Below are 15,964 nucleotides of genomic sequence, written 5' to 3' on the forward strand. Positions count from 1 at the left end.
TAATGGGTAATCCGAAAAAAAATTCAAAAGACTTTGCACCAAATCATATTGGAACACAATCGAAAAAAGCTGGTGGAAATAAAGGAAAGCAAATGCAAGATCAAACAGGTAAACAACCGATTGTTGATAACGGTTAAAAAGGAGAATGTTATCATTCTTCTTTTTTGTGAGGAAATGAAAGATGAGTTTTTAGCAGTAATATGAAAAAAAGGGCTGACTTTTGTCAGCCCTTTTTCGTAATCGTGAAATTTTCAACGAGTAAACGCCAATTTTGCGGGAATGGTAAACCGATTTTCCAGTAACTAATACCACCTATACCTTGTTCTTTCATTAAATTGAATTTACTTTGAACAGACCGTGAATCTTCAAACCAAACTTCGTGTTGCACGCCGTTTTCATCAAAATAATTAAAATGAGGAGCTTGGGCTGTGAAATCATAACGAATAGGAACATTATATTTACGAGCTAGTGCAACAGCTGCGACGGAGCTAATTGCTTTTGCAGGTGGATTTCCTTGTTTAAATGGAAGTTTCCAATCAAACCCGTATAAATTTTGCCCCATCATAATTTTTTGTGGAGGCATTTGAGATTTTGCATATTGAAGTACTTCTTTCACTGGACCGATAGGAGAAATCGCCATCGGTGGCCCGCCCTGCCATCCCCAGTCATATGTCATAATGACGACGAAATCAACAATTTGCCCTTGCGCTTTATAATCATGAGCTTCGAAAAATTTGCCCTTTTGATTGGAACTTGTTTTCGGTACGAGAGTTGTGCTCAATGTGTACCCACTAGGTAAGCGTGTTTTTACATTTCGTAAAAAGCGATTATACGCCTCGCGGTCTTCAGGTGCTACACTTTCGAAATCGAAATGAATGTCTCGCATGCCATATTTTTCAGCTGTTTGCAAAATGTTAGTAATAAATTTGTTTTGAATCGTTGCGTCGCGTAAAATAACTGATGTTAGATCGGCACTGAAATTACCATTTTCAATATTTGTAATAACGAGCATAGGGATTGTTTTACCTTGCGTTGCAATATTAGCAATTTTAGCTGTTTCAGTAGGTTCTTTTAATGTGCCATCTCTTTTTGCCTCAAAACTAAAATAGGCTAAGTATGTTAAAAATGGATTGATGGCGCGTGTCGCATTAACTAAACTCTCTTTAATCGGTATAGTTGAAGGTTGTAAATAAGCGATGGATTCTACAGCTCGTTTTGTGCCTTTTGGTACATATAATTGTTGTCCGACATGGAGAATAGATTTTAAAGATAAATTATTAACTTTAGCTAAACTAGCGAGGGGGACATTATATGTTTGAGAAATTCGATATAGGCTGTCACCAGGCTGTACATAATAATTATTTCCTTTCGTATTAACGATAAGTGCCTGACCAACAACGAGCGTTTCAGCTGGATTTAGTCCATTGTCTTTTACTATTTCGTCAGGTGTTGATCCATATTTTGATGCCAAGCTATATACGCTATCACCACTACGAACAGTTACAATTTGAATCATATGCTGGCTCCTTTCAGTAAAAGATTCACTGTTTTTATTTTATTTTTGATGTTACTGTATTATGATTAAATGTATGCAAGGTAGCAGAAGTGAAAGAAGGCGAATACATATGTTTGTAGCAGAACATGAAGTTGAAATCCGTTATGCGGAAACAGATCAAATGGGTGTTGTTTACCATTCAAACTACTTAGTGTGGCTTGAGTTAGGTCGCACGAAACTTATACAAGATTTAGGTTTTTCATATGTTGAAATGGAGAAAGAAGGAATTATTTCTCCTGTGTTAGATTTACAAATTTCATATCGTAAAGCGATGCGTTATGGAGAAAAGGCAATCGTAAAAACATGGGTCGATACTGTGAGCCCGCTTCGCGTTGTATATGGATATGAAATATATAATGGTGATGGTGATCTTTGTATTACTGCAAGTACGACGAATATTTGTGCGAAAAAAGAAGGGTTCCGCCCTGTATCATTTAAAAAGTTATATCCTGAGTGGTATGCGAAATATGAGGAAATTAAGAAAAAATAAAAAAGCGTGGCAGAAGCCGCGCTTTTTTATTTTTCATAATTAAATTGTGGGAAGTCGTCACCTTCATGAAGTGTAACAGATAAATTATGTCCATCGAAGAACCATTCATCATCGCCTTCAATAAAGAAGTTAATACCTTCTTCTTGAATTTGAACAGCAGGGTGTGCAGGATCATCTTTACGAATACCTAAAGAAAGTCCTTTTTGCACAGTACTGCAACCACCGTATTGTACGAAAAAGCGTAGTGTTTCATTTGATTGTAAGTTTAATTCATTTTTATACCATTGTGCTGCTTCTTTTGTTACGGAAAGATTCATGTATAGTTCCTCCAAGTTATGTTGCTTTTTCTTTAGTATAAAAAATAACGCAAAAAGACGCTATTAATATGCTTCACGTTTTCTTTTTGCGTTATGTGGGTTACGATCTTATTTTTGCTTTTTTGAAAAGTTTGCTTTTGGTTCAGTTTTATTTATAATTCGTCCGATATTTGCACGGTGTTTATAAATAACCATACCTGCTAATAAACACATCGCAATAATGAAGATTTTATCCCCGCTAACAATGGATGCAATAACAGCAACAACTGCTGTTACCATAGAAGAAAGTGATACGTATCTTGTTGTAAATAAAAGGGTGAAAAATACAACAGCCAATATTGCAAAAACAACTGGTGAATAGCATAATAGCACCCCAGCAGAAGTTGCAACTGCTTTACCACCACGGAATTTCGCGAAGATCGGGTAGACATGTCCAAGAACAGCCGCTAACCCGAACCATAGTGGGTGAATATCTAATCCGAAAATCATTGGTAGACTTGTTGCTAATGTCCCTTTTAAAATGTCAGCAATTGTAACGGTAAAACCTGCTTTTTTCCCTAATGTACGGAATGTGTTTGTTCCGCCTAGATTACCGCTCCCGTGCTCACGAATATCGATTCCGTAGCCAATTTTTCCAACAACTAGTGCAAATGGAATCGAGCCAAGCAAGTAGGCAACGATAAATAAAAGATATGTAGTAACCATAAGTTCAGTCTCCTTTATTCAAATGTGTTGATAAAGGGTAAAAAGAGTTTTTCCCGTATATTGTACCATACATTTGTAAAGAGCACATTTCTTTTTTGTAAATGAAAAATTCATTATTTCGTGAAAAAAATTTCACAGTAATGTTACATTTCTCACAGAAACAGCAAGACTATATGTAGTAACATTTTAATCAAAAGACAACAACATATTGGTGGAGGGTTATAAATGTTACAAAATAATACACGTGGAGAAGAATTAATGAAAGTGTTCGAGACGATAGTCCACGGCAATGAACAAGATTTAATGCAAGAAAATGCAAACGTAGACGGCCGCTCTCCAATGGGTGTAATGGGAACATTCGCATCTGAGAGTGCAAAATATTATGCTGTTGAGAATTTATTGTCAGATCAAGTGAAAAAAGCGATAAATGAAAATATATTATATCCACATGATTTAGATTTTTATGCGACAGGAACGACGACTTGTTCGCAAATTCCGTTAGCGCAAATGCTTGCTAACGGTTTTCATACTGGACATGGACATATGAGACAACCACAAGACATTAAAAGTGCATTGGCTCTTTCGTCTATTATTTTTCAAGCGAATCAAAATATGCAGCATGGCGGTCAATCGTTTGCACTCTTTGATATTGATTTAGCACCTTATGTACGAAAAACAATTGAGAGACATAAAAAACGATTACAATCATATCCGCTTACGAAAGAACAAATAGAAGAATTTGCATGGAAAGAAACGGAAAATGATACGTATCAAGCGTGTGAGGCTTTCGTTCATAATTCGAATAGTATGCATAGTAGGGGCGGAGGACAAGTACCGTTTATTTCTATTAATTACGGAACAGATACATCAAAAGAAGGAAGAATGTTAATTAAACAACTATTAAAAGCAACACAAGCTGGACTTGGTAAAGGAGAGACACCAATTTTTCCGATTCAAATTTTCAAGATGAAAAAAGGTGTGAATTTTGAAGAAAGTGATCCGAATTACGATTTATTTGAATTAGCATTAGAGACAACTGCAGAGCGATTATTCCCTAACTTTTCATTTTTAGATGCTCCGTTTAATGCAGTGCATTATGATGGAAGACCAGAAAGTGAAGTATGTTACATGGGATGTCGTACCCGTGTTATGTCTAATATACATGGAGAAGAAACCGCGATTGGTAGAGGGAATTTATCATTTACGTCTATCAACTTAGTGAAATTAGCGTTAATTAGTGGTTCAAAAGAAGCATTTTTTGAAGCGCTAAACTACTATTTAGATTTAGGAATTAAGCAGTTATTAGAAAGATTTGCGTATCAATGTACGAAGCGAGCAAGAGATTTTCAGTTTTTATATTCACAAGGTGTATGGCGTGGTGGAGAAGCATTGCAGCCTGAAGACTCCGTAGCTTCGATTTTAAAACAAGGGACGTTAAGTGTTGGTTTTATCGGTCTTGCGGAATGTTTAGTAGCTTTAACAGGAAAGCATCATGGGGAAGATGAAGAATCATGGAAACTTGGGTACGAAATTATTTCCTTTATGAGAGATAGAATGGATAAAGCGACAGAAGAACATCAACTAAATTTCTCGATAATTGCAACTCCAGCAGAAGGATTATCAGGAAAGTTTGTGAAAAAAGATAGAGAAGAATTTGGCGTGATTAGCGGTATAACGAACCATAATTACTATACGAATTCATTCCATATTCCAGTTTATTATAACATTCAAGCGATAAATAAAATCCGTTTAGAAGGCCCGTTCCATGCTCTCTGTAATGGAGGACACATTACGTATATTGAACTGGACGGAGCAGCGATGCATAACAAAAAGGCATTAAAACAAATTATACAAGCCATGGCAGAACATGGCGTTGGATACGGTTCAATTAATCATCCTGTTGACCGTTGTAAGTGCTGTAGTTATCACGGGGTTATTGGAAATGAATGTCCAAGTTGCGGGAATGAAGATGAGGCTAATATAGAAAGAATTCGCCGTATAACAGGCTATCTTGTAGGAGATATGTCGAAGTGGAATAGTGCGAAACGTAGTGAAGAGATAGATCGGGTGAAACATAAATGAAAGTGATGAATATTATTCATGATAGTGTAGTAGATGGAGAAGGATTGCGGACAGTCGTGTTTTTTGCGGGCTGTCCGCATCGTTGTGTCGGTTGCCATAATCCGAAATCGTGGAATATTTGCAACGGAACGGAAATGACAGTAGAAGAAATTGTGAAAGAGATTGCAAGTAATCCATTAACTGATGTAACATTTTCAGGTGGAGATCCATTTTTTCAAGCTGCTGAAGTGAAAAAGGTAGCAAAAATCGTGAAAGATTTGAAAAAAAACCTATGGATGTATACAGGTTATACGTTAGAAGAGATACAGAGTTCCCAAAATAATGATATGATAGAGTTGTTACATTATGGGGATGTTTTAGTCGATGGAAGGTTTGAAATTGAGAAAAAAGATTTAACACTTCCATTTCGCGGAAGCTCCAATCAACGTATTATTCGATTGAAAGAGTAAAAAGGCGGGATAGATTATATGAATAAAACAGTATTGCTTGTTGAAGACGAAAGAAGATTACGTGAAATTGTTAGTGATTATTTTCGTAATGAAGGCTTTGAAGTAATCGAAGCAGAAGATGGAAAGAAAGCGTTAGAGTTATTTGCAGAGCATGAAATTGATTTAATTATGTTAGATATTATGTTACCGGAAATAGATGGATGGTCTGTTTGTAGACGAATTAGAAAAGAATCAGCAGTACCAATTATTATGTTGACAGCACGTTCGGATGAGGATGATACATTGCTAGGTTTCGAATTAGGTGCAGACGAGTATGTAACGAAACCATTTAGTCCGAAAGTGTTAGTAGCTCGTGCAAAGACGTTATTGAAACGTGCGGATGGCGCGGTAGGAGTAGCGGAAGAAAATGCTATGTCTTTAGCTGGAATTGAAGTGAATCGTCTATCTAGAACTGTTTTAGTAGATGGAGAAGAAATTATATTGACACATAAAGAATTTGAACTTCTCGTTTATTTAATGGAGAACAAAGGAATCGTATTATCACGTCAACATTTATTAGACCAGTTATGGGGATATGACTATTACGGTGATGACCGAACGGTTGATACCCATATTAAAAAACTTCGAAATAAGTTAGGAGATAAAGCGAAGCATATCGGTACTGTTATTCGAGTTGGTTATAAATTTGAAGAATAATCTAGAACAATTTGTGTAATTTAGCCTAGGAAAATGGCAATTTTATACTCTCTTTTGAAGGTAGAATGTACAAAAAATACTTTTCTTGTCTACAATGTTAGATAGGAGTATTTTTTTAATTGGATTTCACGATGAGTTCACAAGAAGGACACAAAACGTGACTATACTGAAAATACGAATTCACCAGAGAGGGGAAATAAAACATGGGATATTACGACGGACCAAATTTAAATGAAGAGCATAGTGAAACGAGAGAAGTGAGAAAATCAGGTAGTAAAAAAGGCTATTTCTTCACAGGTTTAGTGGGAGCTGTAGTCGGAGCGGTTTCGATTAGTTTTGCAGCACCATATATGCCATGGGCTCAAAATAATGGAGCACCAGTATCATCATTTAGTTCGGATTCAAAAGTAGAAGGTACTGTAGTTCCTGTTGTAAATAAAGCGAAAAATGAAACTGATTTACCTGGTATGATTGAAGGAGCGAAAGATGTTGTTGTAGGCGTTATTAATATGCAACAAAGCGTTGATCCATTTGCAATGCAACCGACAGGTCAAGAACAACAAGCTGGTTCAGGATCAGGTGTTATTTATAAAAAAGCAGGAAATAAAGCATATATTGTAACAAACAACCACGTAGTAGATGGAGCGAATAAACTTGCTGTAAAGCTAAGTGATGGTAAAAAGGTAGATGCAAAGTTAGTAGGGAAAGATCCTTGGTTAGACTTAGCTGTTGTTGAAATTGATGGGGCTAATGTAAATAAAGTTGCAACTTTAGGTGACTCAAGTAAACTTCGTGCGGGTGAAAAAGCGATTGCAATCGGTAACCCACTTGGATTTGACGGAAGTGTAACGGAAGGTATAATCAGTAGTAAAGAACGCGAAATCCCAGTTGATATTGATGGGGATAAACGCCCAGATTGGCAAGCACAAGTTATTCAAACAGATGCAGCGATTAATCCTGGTAACAGTGGTGGTGCATTATTTAACCAAAACGGTGAAATAATTGGGATTAATTCAAGTAAAATTGCACAACAAGAAGTTGAAGGAATTGGATTTGCTATTCCAATTAATATCGCAAAGCCAGTTATTGAATCACTTGAAAAAGACGGAGTAGTAAAACGTCCAGCTCTTGGAGTAGGTGTCGTTTCGTTAGAAGATGTGCAAGCTTATGCAGTCAATCAATTGAAAGTACCGAAAGAAGTAACTAATGGTGTTGTATTAGGTAAAATTTACCCAATATCACCGGCAGAAAAAGCTGGTTTAGAGCAATATGATATTGTCGTAGCATTAGATGATCAAAAAGTAGAAAATTCACTTCAATTCCGTAAATATTTATATGAAAAGAAAAAAGTAGGCGAGAAAGTAGAAGTCACATTCTACCGTAACGGTCAAAAAATGACGAAAACAGCTACTTTAGCAGATAATTCAGCTACAAAGAATCAATAATCGAAATAAAAGAAAGTCTCTTTCATATTGAAAGAGACTTTCTTTATCGGCTATACTAAAGGAATAGGAGGGATTAATTATGACAATTGAAAACCCAACTCGTACGGAAATTGGTGAAGTGTTAAAGAAAAGCAAAACAATTGCGGTTGTTGGATTATCAGATAAGCCAGAACGTACATCGTATATGGTTTCAAAAGCAATGCAAGATGCTGGATACCGCATTATTCCAGTTAATCCAACAGTAAATGAGGTGCTTGGAGAAAAGGCAGTTTCTTCACTAAAGGATATTAAGGAACACGTTGACATTGTAAATGTATTTCGTCGCTCAGAGTTTTTAATGGATGTTGCAAAAGAATTTGTCGAGATTGATGCAGATGTTTTTTGGGCACAATTAGGAGTACAAGATGAAGATACATATAAACTTTTAAAAGAAAAAGACTATACTGTAATAATGGATCGTTGTATTAAAGTAGAACATGCGATGACAAAATAGTATAGACTTAAAGTTAGAAAGATTGATTCAGCCCTCATTATAGATAAGTAGGGCCGATGAACGAGGTGTTCATCATGAGATTTTTTAAAGGCTGTTTTTGGGGATTGTTATTTGTAATCCCATTTTGGATTTTGATCATTTGGATCATAATAAAGGTTTGGAATGTGTAATCTTGGAATACATATCCATTTCTCGTTGACAAACGATTATTTTTCTGAAATAGTAGCCTAGAGGAATCCTTGTGAGAAAACAAGGATTTTTCTATTGAAAATGGTATATAAAAGAGATAAGATAACTTGCCAAAACTATAGTCGAGGCGTTATTCTATAATAGAAACATATGTTCTGATTTTGGATTAGGAAAGGGGCAAGGAGTTTGGCGAAGCATCAGTTCCAATATAATGAAGATGCGATTCAAGTGTTAGAAGGACTTGAAGCCGTTCGAAAACGCCCGGGTATGTATATCGGGAGTACGGATAGCCGTGGATTGCATCATTTAGTATATGAAATAGTAGATAACTCCGTTGACGAGGCGTTAGCGGGATTTGGCGACGAAATTTCTGTCGTAATACATAAAGATAATAGTATTAGCGTTATAGATAAAGGGCGAGGAATGCCTACGGGAATGCATAAACTTGGGAAACCTACACCTGAAGTTATTTTAACTGTACTTCATGCAGGTGGTAAGTTTGGTCAAGGTGGCTATAAAACGAGTGGTGGTTTACACGGTGTTGGGGCATCAGTTGTAAACGCCTTGTCAGAATGGTTAGTAGTAACAATTAAACGTGATGGTAACATTTATGAACAACGCTTTGAAAATGGTGGCGTTCCTGCAACAACGTTAGAGAAAATCGGGAAAACAAAAGAGTCTGGTACAACAATGCATTTCAAACCAGATACAACGATTTTTAGTACGACAAATTACAATTATGAAACATTATGTGAGAGATTACGTGAATCTGCATTCTTATTAAAAGGAATGAAAATCTCAATAAAAGACGAACGTAATGATTTAGAAGATATATTTCATTATGAAACAGGAATTGAAGCTTTCGTTTCATATTTAAACGAAGAAAAAGATTCAATTCACCCGGTTGTATATTTCACTGGTGAACAAAACGGGATTGAAGCAGAACTAGCATTCCAGTTTAATGATGGTTACTCAGAAAATATTCTTTCGTTTGTAAATAACGTACGTACAAAAGATGGTGGAACACACGAAGCTGGATTTAAAACAGCAATGACGCGTGTGTTCAATGAGTATGCTCGTAAAGTTTCATTATTAAAAGAAAAAGATAAAAATTTAGAAGGTACAGATATTCGTGAAGGTGTAGCGGCTATCGTTTCTGTACGTGTACCAGAAGAAGTACTGCAGTTTGAAGGACAAACGAAAGGGAAACTTGGTACAAGTGAAGCTCGTTCTTCTATTGATGCCATTGTATCAGAGCATCTAGCTTACTTTTTAGAGGAAAACCCGGATGTAGCTACACTTCTTGTGAGAAAGGCAGTTAAAGCAGCGCAAGCACGTGAGGCTGCTCGTAAAGCGAGAGAAGAAGCACGTAGTGGTAAGAAAAAGAAAAAATCAGAAGGTACTTTAAGCGGGAAGTTAACACCTGCACAATCACGTAACCCTCAGAAAAACGAATTGTATTTAGTAGAGGGTGACTCGGCTGGCGGTTCAGCAAAGCAAGGGCGAGATCGTCGTTTTCAGGCGGTACTACCATTGCGTGGTAAAGTAATTAATACGGAGAAAGCAAAGCTTGCTGATATTTTTAAGAATGAAGAGATTAATACAATTATTTATGCAATTGGCGGCGGTGTAGGAAATGAATTCGCTGTTGAAGATATTAACTACGATAAAGTTGTTATTATGACCGATGCAGATACGGATGGAGCTCATATTCAAGTATTGTTATTAACGTTCTTCTACAGATATATGAAGCCACTTATCGAAGCCGGTAAAGTGTTTATCGCACTTCCTCCTTTATACAAGGTAAGTAAAGGGAAAGGTAAGAGTGAGGTAATTGAATACGCTTGGTCAGATGAGGAATTAGACGGTGTAACGAAAAAAGTTGGCAAAGGCTATATGTTACAACGTTATAAAGGACTTGGTGAAATGAATGCGGATCAATTATGGGAAACAACAATGAATCCTGAAACGCGTACATTAATTCGCGTGAAAATTGATGATGCAGCAAGAGCAGAGCGTCGCGTTACAACATTAATGGGCGATAAAGTAGAACCGCGCCGTAAATGGATTGAACGTAATGTACAGTTTGGTATGCAAGAAGAAGGAAATATTTTAGAAAATGAAATGATTATGGAGACGGAGGTGGAATAACATGCAAGCAGAGAAGTTTCATGACCTCCCGCTTGAAGACGTGTTAGGTGACCGCTTTGCACGTTATAGTAAATATATTATTCAAGATCGTGCACTTCCAGATGCACGTGATGGCTTAAAGCCAGTACAAAGACGTATTTTATATTCTATGTATGTAGAAGGTAATGTACATGATAAAGCGTTTCGTAAATCAGCTAAAACAGTAGGTAATGTTATTGGTAATTATCATCCACATGGAGATTCCTCTGTATATGAAGCAATGGTTCGCTTAAGCCAAACTTGGAAAGTACGTAATGTTTTAGTTGAAATGCATGGTAATAACGGTAGTGTTGATGGGGACCCAGCGGCAGCGATGCGTTATACGGAAGCTCGTTTATCACCAATCGCATCTGAATTATTACGTGATCTTGATAAAGAAACAGTTGAATTCGTGTCAAACTTTGATGATACGAGTGAAGAACCGGTTGTATTACCAGCAGCGTTCCCGAATTTATTAGTAAACGGATCTACAGGAATTTCCGCTGGTTATGCAACAGAAATTCCTCCGCATCATCTTGGAGAAGTTATTGACGCTACAATGATGCGTATTGATAAGCCAAATAGTACTGTTGATGATTTATTAACAGTTATGAAAGGACCAGATTTCCCAACAGGCGGTATTATTCAAGGGATTGATGGTATTAAAAAGGCGTATGAAACAGGAAAAGGTAAAATTATTATTCGCGGAAAAGCAGAAATTGAAACAGTGCGCGGTGGGAAACAACAAATTGTAATCACTGAAATTCCTTACGAAGTGAATAAGGCAAACCTTGTAAAGAAAATGGATGAATTACGTCTAGATAAAAAGTTAGATGGCATTGCTGAAGTACGTGATGAGACGGATCGTACTGGTTTACGAATCGTTGTTGAATTAAAGAAAGAAGTAAACGCCGAAGGTATTTTAAATTATTTATATAAAAATACAGATTTACAAATTCCATATAACTTTAATATGGTAGCGATCAATAATCGCCGTCCAACACTTATGACATTACCGAAAATTTTGGATGCTTATATTGGACATCAAAAAGAGGTTATTACGAGACGTTCACAATATGAATTAAGAAAAGCAGAAAATCGTCAACATATTGTAGAAGGTTTAAAGAAGGCATTATCGATTTTAGACCAAGTAATCGAGACAATTCGAGCTTCAAAAGATAAACGTAATGCGAAAGATAATTTAAGTGCAAAATTTGGCTTTACAGAAGCACAAGCAGAAGCAATTGTATCCTTGCAATTATATCGCTTAACGAATACAGACATTACGGCGTTACAAGAAGAAGCAGATGAGCTTAATAAGAAAATTCTAGAGCTACAGTCAATTTTACAAAGTGAAAAAAGATTACTTCAAGTCATTAAAACTGATTTGAAGAGAGTTAAGAAAACATATAGTGATGATCGCCGTGCTATTATTGAAGAACAAATTGAAGAAATTAAAATAGACGTAGAAGTGATGATTCCACAAGAAGATGTCATCGTTACTGTAACGAAAGAAGGATATGTGAAACGTACTGGATGGCGCTCACATAATGCATCAAACGGCAAAGACTTCGGTATGAAAGAGGGTGACATCTTACTTGAACGATTCGATACGAATACGACTGAAACAGTTCTTTTATTCACAAGTAAAGGGAACTATATATATCTTCCAGTATACGAAATGCCAGATATTCGTTGGAAAGATTTAGGTCAGCACGTTGCAAATATCGTTTCACTCGACCGAGATGAAACGATCATTTGGGTAACGGTTGTACCGAACTTTGAGGAAGAAAAACGATTTATCGTATTTGTAACACGAAATGGTATGATAAAGAAAACAGAATTAAATCAATATAAAGTTCAGCGTTATTCAAGGGCATTCGTTGCTGTAAACTTGAAAAAAGGTGATGAAGTTGTCGATATATTTGCGACAGATGGAACGAGTGATATCGTTCTTGCTACACATGGTGCATATGCACTTATTTTCCATGAAGATGAAGTAAGTCCAGTCGGTGTAAGAGCTGCTGGTGTGAAAGCAATTAATTTAAAAGAAGATGACTATGTCGCTTCTGGTAAACCGTTAAATGGTGACAAAGATCAACTTATTCTCGTAACGCAGCGCGGTGCTGTAAAACGTCTAAAAGCATCAGAAATTGAGAAATCAACGAGGGCGAAACGAGGTCTTGTTATTTTCAAAGAGTTAAAACGTAATCCATACCGCATTGTCGGTATTGAAATTGTTCGGGACGATGAATTAGTTTATATGAAGACAGAAAAAAATATTGTAGAAGAGATTGATCCGAAAGCGTATCGAAATAAAGACCGGTATAGTAATGGTAGCCTAGTGCTAGATGTTAATGATACTGGTGAAGTAGTAGAAACGTGGACGAAAAAACGACCGGAGTAAAGTGAAACTATAATCAGTGGGGATTTTGTTCATCCCCACTGATTATTAGTTGAACCAATCGGACTTTAACGGGCAGTTGGTCTCCCATCTAACTCCTTCGCGGTCGGGAGCCTTACTGCCCGTTAAAGCGGGTTAAAAAAAGCATCTTGCTATGAATAGTAGCAAGATGCTTTTTTCTAGGCAATTTATTATGTAAATAATAATAATCTTGTTATAATAACTGAATGAAATCGTTCTCATAAAGTGAAACTTTAATCAATGGGGATTTTCTTTATCCCCACTGATTATTAGTTGAACCAATCGGGCTTTAACGAGCAGTTGACTCCTCACCTAATTTCTTAGCTTTCGCTGGATTTTGAGTTAGGAATCTTACTGCCCGTTAAATCGGGACAAATGGAGGGGCAACATGAAAAAAATAGGTGTAGGGATTGTAGGATTTGGTTTTTCTAGTACGACATTTCATATCCCACTATTACAAACAATAGAAGAATATGATATTCGTGCTGTATTATCCTCAAAAGAAGAGGTAGTAAAAGAAACATTACCAAACGCTAATGTTGTTAGTACAATTGATGAATTGGTGAAGCGAGCTGATGTTGACTTAGTTGTTATTACATCACCTAATACAACTCATTTTCCATATGTAAAAGAAGCAATTTTAAACGGTAAGCATGTTGTTGTAGAAAAACCATTTGTTGTTTCAATTGAAGAAGGGGAAGAGCTTATTTCATTAGCAGAGCAGCATAATGTAATGTTAAGCGTATATCATAATCGTCGTTTTGATAATGATTTCTTAACAATTAAGAAATTGTTAGGAGAAAACAGAGTAGGGAATGTATACGCATATGAATCAAATTTTGATCGTTTCCGTCCACATGTGCGTGATCGATGGAGAGAAAAAAATCTACCAGGTTCCGGTATATTATACGATTTAGGATCGCATTTAATTGACCAAGCGTTATCAATATTTGGGAAACCAGATGCGATAAGTGCAGATGTAATAAAACAACGACCAGGTGCAGAGGTGGATGATTATTTCCACATAGTACTGCATTACGGAGCTAAACGTGTCATTTTACGTAGTAGCAGTTATGTGAAAAAAGCTGGACCGCATTTTATAGTGCATGGAGAGAAAGGTTCTATCGTGAAGTACGGTATGGATTCGCAGGAAGAGCAATTAAAAAATGGAATGAAGCCAGGTGATAATGGTTATGGAGTAGACGATGAAGAGAATTTTGCTACTTTAGAAACAGAAGAAAGCTTAGAGCGCATTCCAACAGAAGTCGGTTGTTATGACAATTATTATAAAGGTGTACGAGATAGTATATTAAATGGTGAGAAACTACCTGTAACAGCAAAAGAAGGCTTAGATGTTATTAAACTGATTCAATTAGCGATTGAAAGCAGTGAAAAGGGTAGAGTCATTTCTATAAAATAAAAAAGACACGAAATTCGTGTCTTTTATATTAGGAATATGTGAATATGATTAATTATTTAGTTTAGTCGTTTATCATACATTAATTGGATTTGTATGCCATAAGGATCTTCAATAATACCATATGCTTCACTAAATATATTTTTTTCTAGGGGAGAGATTATTTTCACATGTTTATCGGAAATTAAATTATTATAAAACCTTTGTATTTCTTCTAAATTAGCGCTTTGAATGCAAAGTGACATGTTATTTCCAACGTTATAACGTTCATTAGGCTTCATTGTATCTTCTGCTATCATTAGCTTTGTATTCCCAATTTGTAAAACAGAGTGAGCAATATGATCTTTATTTTCACTTTTAATTTTAAAAGAACTATCTCTTTTCGCCAGTTCTTCATACGTAACAACCATTAACTTTTTGGCTTCTAAATGACGTGTATAAAAGTTAATCGCCTCCTTTGCTTGCCCATTCATTGAAAGAAAAATAGCTATTTCTAATGTCATAAATATATAACTCCTTTATTAGTTGATAATTATAATATAGATTAAAAGGGTTTCAATACATGACACCTTTTTGGGAGGGAAATATGAAAAAAACGGAACGAATAAATGATATGCTTATTTTCTTAAATAATAAAAGATATTTTAATTTAAAAGATTTAATGGTTAGATATGATATTTCTAAAAGTACCGCTTTGCGAGATATTCAATCATTGGAAGAAATAGGTGTACCCATATATTCTGAATTGGGTAGAAATGGAAGTTATAAAATTATAGAAAATAGTGTTTTATCGCCAATTTATTTTAGTGTGGATGAAATGTATGCCTTATATTTTTCAATTCTTACGCTAAATGGATACAAGACAAAACCATTTAATGTAGAAAGTATTGCGCTTGAAAATAAATTTAAACATGTATTACCTGATAATGTGAGTAAAAATATTTCAATTATGGAACGAACGCTTTCCTTTGAAGTAACAAATCATAGTAATTTTAGTCCGTTCTTAAAAGAAATTTTACAGGGGATTTTTGCTGAGCGAGTTTATCATTTAACATATTTAAAAAAAGGTGAGGAGAAAGCATTGGTTGCCCAATTTATTCGAATAGAATCTAAATTTGGCCAGTGGTATGCTAAAATCTTTAATTTTGAGACGAATAATGTTCAAATAATTAGATGTGATAAAATTCTTTCTATTGTGGAAACGAGCAATATTAATCCAAAAAATCTTGAAGAATTATTAAGTTATCTTACTACTTTTCACAGAAAGCCGGATGCAATTAATTTTAGCGTCATTGTTAATCAAAAAGGAAAAGACATTTTTGATAAAGAGAATTACCCTTCCATGAGGATGCAAAAGGAAAATGAAAATTACATTATAACAGGCTATTTTAACAAGCAAGAATTTGATTTTATTTCAAATTATTTTCTGAATTTCGGTGAAACGATTATTTCAATTCAGCCTGTTATGCTAAAAGAGTTAATCTATAATAAGGTGTTATCTATAAAGAAGCATTTAACTTCTTTAAGATAAA

Annotated in this window: 15 protein-coding genes; 11 read left to right on the forward strand and 4 right to left on the reverse strand. The window is 35.6% G+C overall.

Features of this window, described 5'->3' with window-relative positions; genetic code table 11:
- Window positions 1-2 precede the first annotated feature (2 nt).
- Window positions 3-137: an acid-soluble spore protein SspN gene (gene sspN / locus N2V92_RS16950; protein WP_000527987.1), complete on the forward strand. Its 135-nt coding sequence runs from the start codon at window positions 3-5 to the stop codon at window positions 135-137.
- An 86-nt stretch (window positions 138-223) separates the two neighbouring features.
- Here sspN and N2V92_RS16955 read toward each other — a convergent pair whose 3' ends face one another.
- Complete coding sequence (locus tag N2V92_RS16955) at window positions 224-1,516, reverse strand: glycosyl hydrolase family 18 protein (RefSeq protein WP_000614855.1); 1,293 nt, start codon at window positions 1,514-1,516, stop codon at window positions 224-226.
- A 109-nt stretch (window positions 1,517-1,625) separates the two neighbouring features.
- Between N2V92_RS16955 and N2V92_RS16960 the strand changes: the two genes are divergently transcribed.
- Window positions 1,626-2,045, forward strand: coding sequence for an acyl-CoA thioesterase (locus N2V92_RS16960; protein WP_000495808.1), 420 nt, complete (start codon window positions 1,626-1,628; stop codon window positions 2,043-2,045).
- A gap of 26 nt (window positions 2,046-2,071) precedes the next feature.
- Here the strand turns inward: N2V92_RS16960 and N2V92_RS16965 are convergent, their stop codons facing one another.
- Window positions 2,072-2,362 carry a HesB/YadR/YfhF family protein gene (locus N2V92_RS16965; protein ID WP_001054452.1) on the reverse strand — a complete coding sequence of 97 codons (291 nt, stop codon included), beginning with the start codon at window positions 2,360-2,362 and terminating at the stop codon, window positions 2,072-2,074.
- 108 nt (window positions 2,363-2,470) lie between these two features.
- Window positions 2,471-3,067, reverse strand: a complete 597-nt coding sequence (plsY, locus tag N2V92_RS16970) for a glycerol-3-phosphate 1-O-acyltransferase PlsY (RefSeq protein WP_000258974.1) — start codon at window positions 3,065-3,067, stop codon at window positions 2,471-2,473.
- Between the two features lie 225 nt (window positions 3,068-3,292).
- Between plsY and N2V92_RS16975 the strand changes: the two genes are divergently transcribed.
- The 8 genes from N2V92_RS16975 (at window position 3,293) to N2V92_RS17010 (ending at window position 14,435) form a co-directional block, all read left to right on the forward strand.
- Window positions 3,293-5,149 carry an anaerobic ribonucleoside triphosphate reductase gene (locus tag N2V92_RS16975; RefSeq protein ID WP_000940081.1) on the forward strand — a complete coding sequence of 619 codons (1,857 nt, stop codon included), beginning with the start codon at window positions 3,293-3,295 and terminating at the stop codon, window positions 5,147-5,149.
- A complete protein-coding gene (nrdG, locus tag N2V92_RS16980) occupies window positions 5,146-5,598 on the forward strand; it encodes an anaerobic ribonucleoside-triphosphate reductase activating protein (RefSeq protein WP_000867078.1) in 453 nt (150 codons plus the stop codon). Before N2V92_RS16975 ends, nrdG begins: the two co-directional genes overlap by 4 nt.
- Before the next feature lie 18 nt (window positions 5,599-5,616).
- Window positions 5,617-6,294, forward strand: coding sequence for a response regulator transcription factor (locus N2V92_RS16985; RefSeq protein ID WP_001044679.1), 678 nt, complete (start codon window positions 5,617-5,619; stop codon window positions 6,292-6,294).
- Between the two features lie 203 nt (window positions 6,295-6,497).
- Entirely contained in the window at window positions 6,498-7,739 is a 1,242-nt protein-coding gene (locus tag N2V92_RS16990) for a S1C family serine protease (protein WP_000542642.1), read from the forward strand.
- A gap of 79 nt (window positions 7,740-7,818) precedes the next feature.
- The gene (locus tag N2V92_RS16995; protein ID WP_000151394.1) at window positions 7,819-8,232 is read left to right on the forward strand and encodes a CoA-binding protein; all 414 of its coding nucleotides are present in this window, start codon (window positions 7,819-7,821) and stop codon (window positions 8,230-8,232) included.
- Between the two features lie 375 nt (window positions 8,233-8,607).
- Window positions 8,608-10,572, forward strand: coding sequence for a DNA topoisomerase IV subunit B (gene parE, locus N2V92_RS17000; protein WP_001062195.1), 1,965 nt, complete (start codon window positions 8,608-8,610; stop codon window positions 10,570-10,572).
- Window position 10,573: 1 nt separating this feature from the next.
- Entirely contained in the window at window positions 10,574-12,997 is a 2,424-nt protein-coding gene (gene parC, locus N2V92_RS17005) for a DNA topoisomerase IV subunit A (protein WP_001147460.1), read from the forward strand.
- Between the two features lie 406 nt (window positions 12,998-13,403).
- Window positions 13,404-14,435 (forward strand): oxidoreductase, encoded by a 1,032-nt coding sequence (locus N2V92_RS17010; RefSeq protein WP_000719768.1) that lies wholly within the window; start codon window positions 13,404-13,406, stop codon window positions 14,433-14,435.
- 56 nt (window positions 14,436-14,491) lie between these two features.
- Here N2V92_RS17010 and N2V92_RS17015 read toward each other — a convergent pair whose 3' ends face one another.
- Window positions 14,492-14,935, reverse strand: coding sequence for a VOC family protein (locus N2V92_RS17015; protein WP_000171340.1), 444 nt, complete (start codon window positions 14,933-14,935; stop codon window positions 14,492-14,494).
- A 59-nt stretch (window positions 14,936-14,994) separates the two neighbouring features.
- Between N2V92_RS17015 and N2V92_RS17020 the strand changes: the two genes are divergently transcribed.
- Entirely contained in the window at window positions 14,995-15,963 is a 969-nt protein-coding gene (locus tag N2V92_RS17020; protein ID WP_000187494.1) for a helix-turn-helix transcriptional regulator, read from the forward strand.
- Window position 15,964: the final 1 nt, after the last annotated feature.

Origin of the sequence: Bacillus sp. CH_48, assembly GCF_038008465.1 — a bacterium.
In the GTDB taxonomy this organism is placed as follows: domain Bacteria; phylum Bacillota; class Bacilli; order Bacillales; family Bacillaceae_G; genus Bacillus_A; species Bacillus_A thuringiensis_S.

Coding starts and splice junctions, on each gene's coding strand:
- sspN (WP_000527987.1), top strand. CDS start 3: ATGGGTAATCCGAAAAAAAATTCAAAAGACTTTGCACCAAATCATATT.
- N2V92_RS16955 (WP_000614855.1), bottom strand. CDS start 1,516: ATGATTCAAATTGTAACTGTTCGTAGTGGTGATAGCGTATATAGCTTG.
- N2V92_RS16960 (WP_000495808.1), top strand. CDS start 1,626: ATGTTTGTAGCAGAACATGAAGTTGAAATCCGTTATGCGGAAACAGAT.
- N2V92_RS16965 (WP_001054452.1), bottom strand. CDS start 2,362: ATGAATCTTTCCGTAACAAAAGAAGCAGCACAATGGTATAAAAATGAA.
- plsY (WP_000258974.1), bottom strand. CDS start 3,067: ATGGTTACTACATATCTTTTATTTATCGTTGCCTACTTGCTTGGCTCG.
- N2V92_RS16975 (WP_000940081.1), top strand. CDS start 3,293: ATGTTACAAAATAATACACGTGGAGAAGAATTAATGAAAGTGTTCGAG.
- nrdG (WP_000867078.1), top strand. CDS start 5,146: ATGAAAGTGATGAATATTATTCATGATAGTGTAGTAGATGGAGAAGGA.
- N2V92_RS16985 (WP_001044679.1), top strand. CDS start 5,617: ATGAATAAAACAGTATTGCTTGTTGAAGACGAAAGAAGATTACGTGAA.
- N2V92_RS16990 (WP_000542642.1), top strand. CDS start 6,498: ATGGGATATTACGACGGACCAAATTTAAATGAAGAGCATAGTGAAACG.
- N2V92_RS16995 (WP_000151394.1), top strand. CDS start 7,819: ATGACAATTGAAAACCCAACTCGTACGGAAATTGGTGAAGTGTTAAAG.
- parC (WP_001147460.1), top strand. CDS start 10,574: ATGCAAGCAGAGAAGTTTCATGACCTCCCGCTTGAAGACGTGTTAGGT.
- N2V92_RS17010 (WP_000719768.1), top strand. CDS start 13,404: ATGAAAAAAATAGGTGTAGGGATTGTAGGATTTGGTTTTTCTAGTACG.
- N2V92_RS17015 (WP_000171340.1), bottom strand. CDS start 14,935: ATGACATTAGAAATAGCTATTTTTCTTTCAATGAATGGGCAAGCAAAG.
- N2V92_RS17020 (WP_000187494.1), top strand. CDS start 14,995: ATGACACCTTTTTGGGAGGGAAATATGAAAAAAACGGAACGAATAAAT.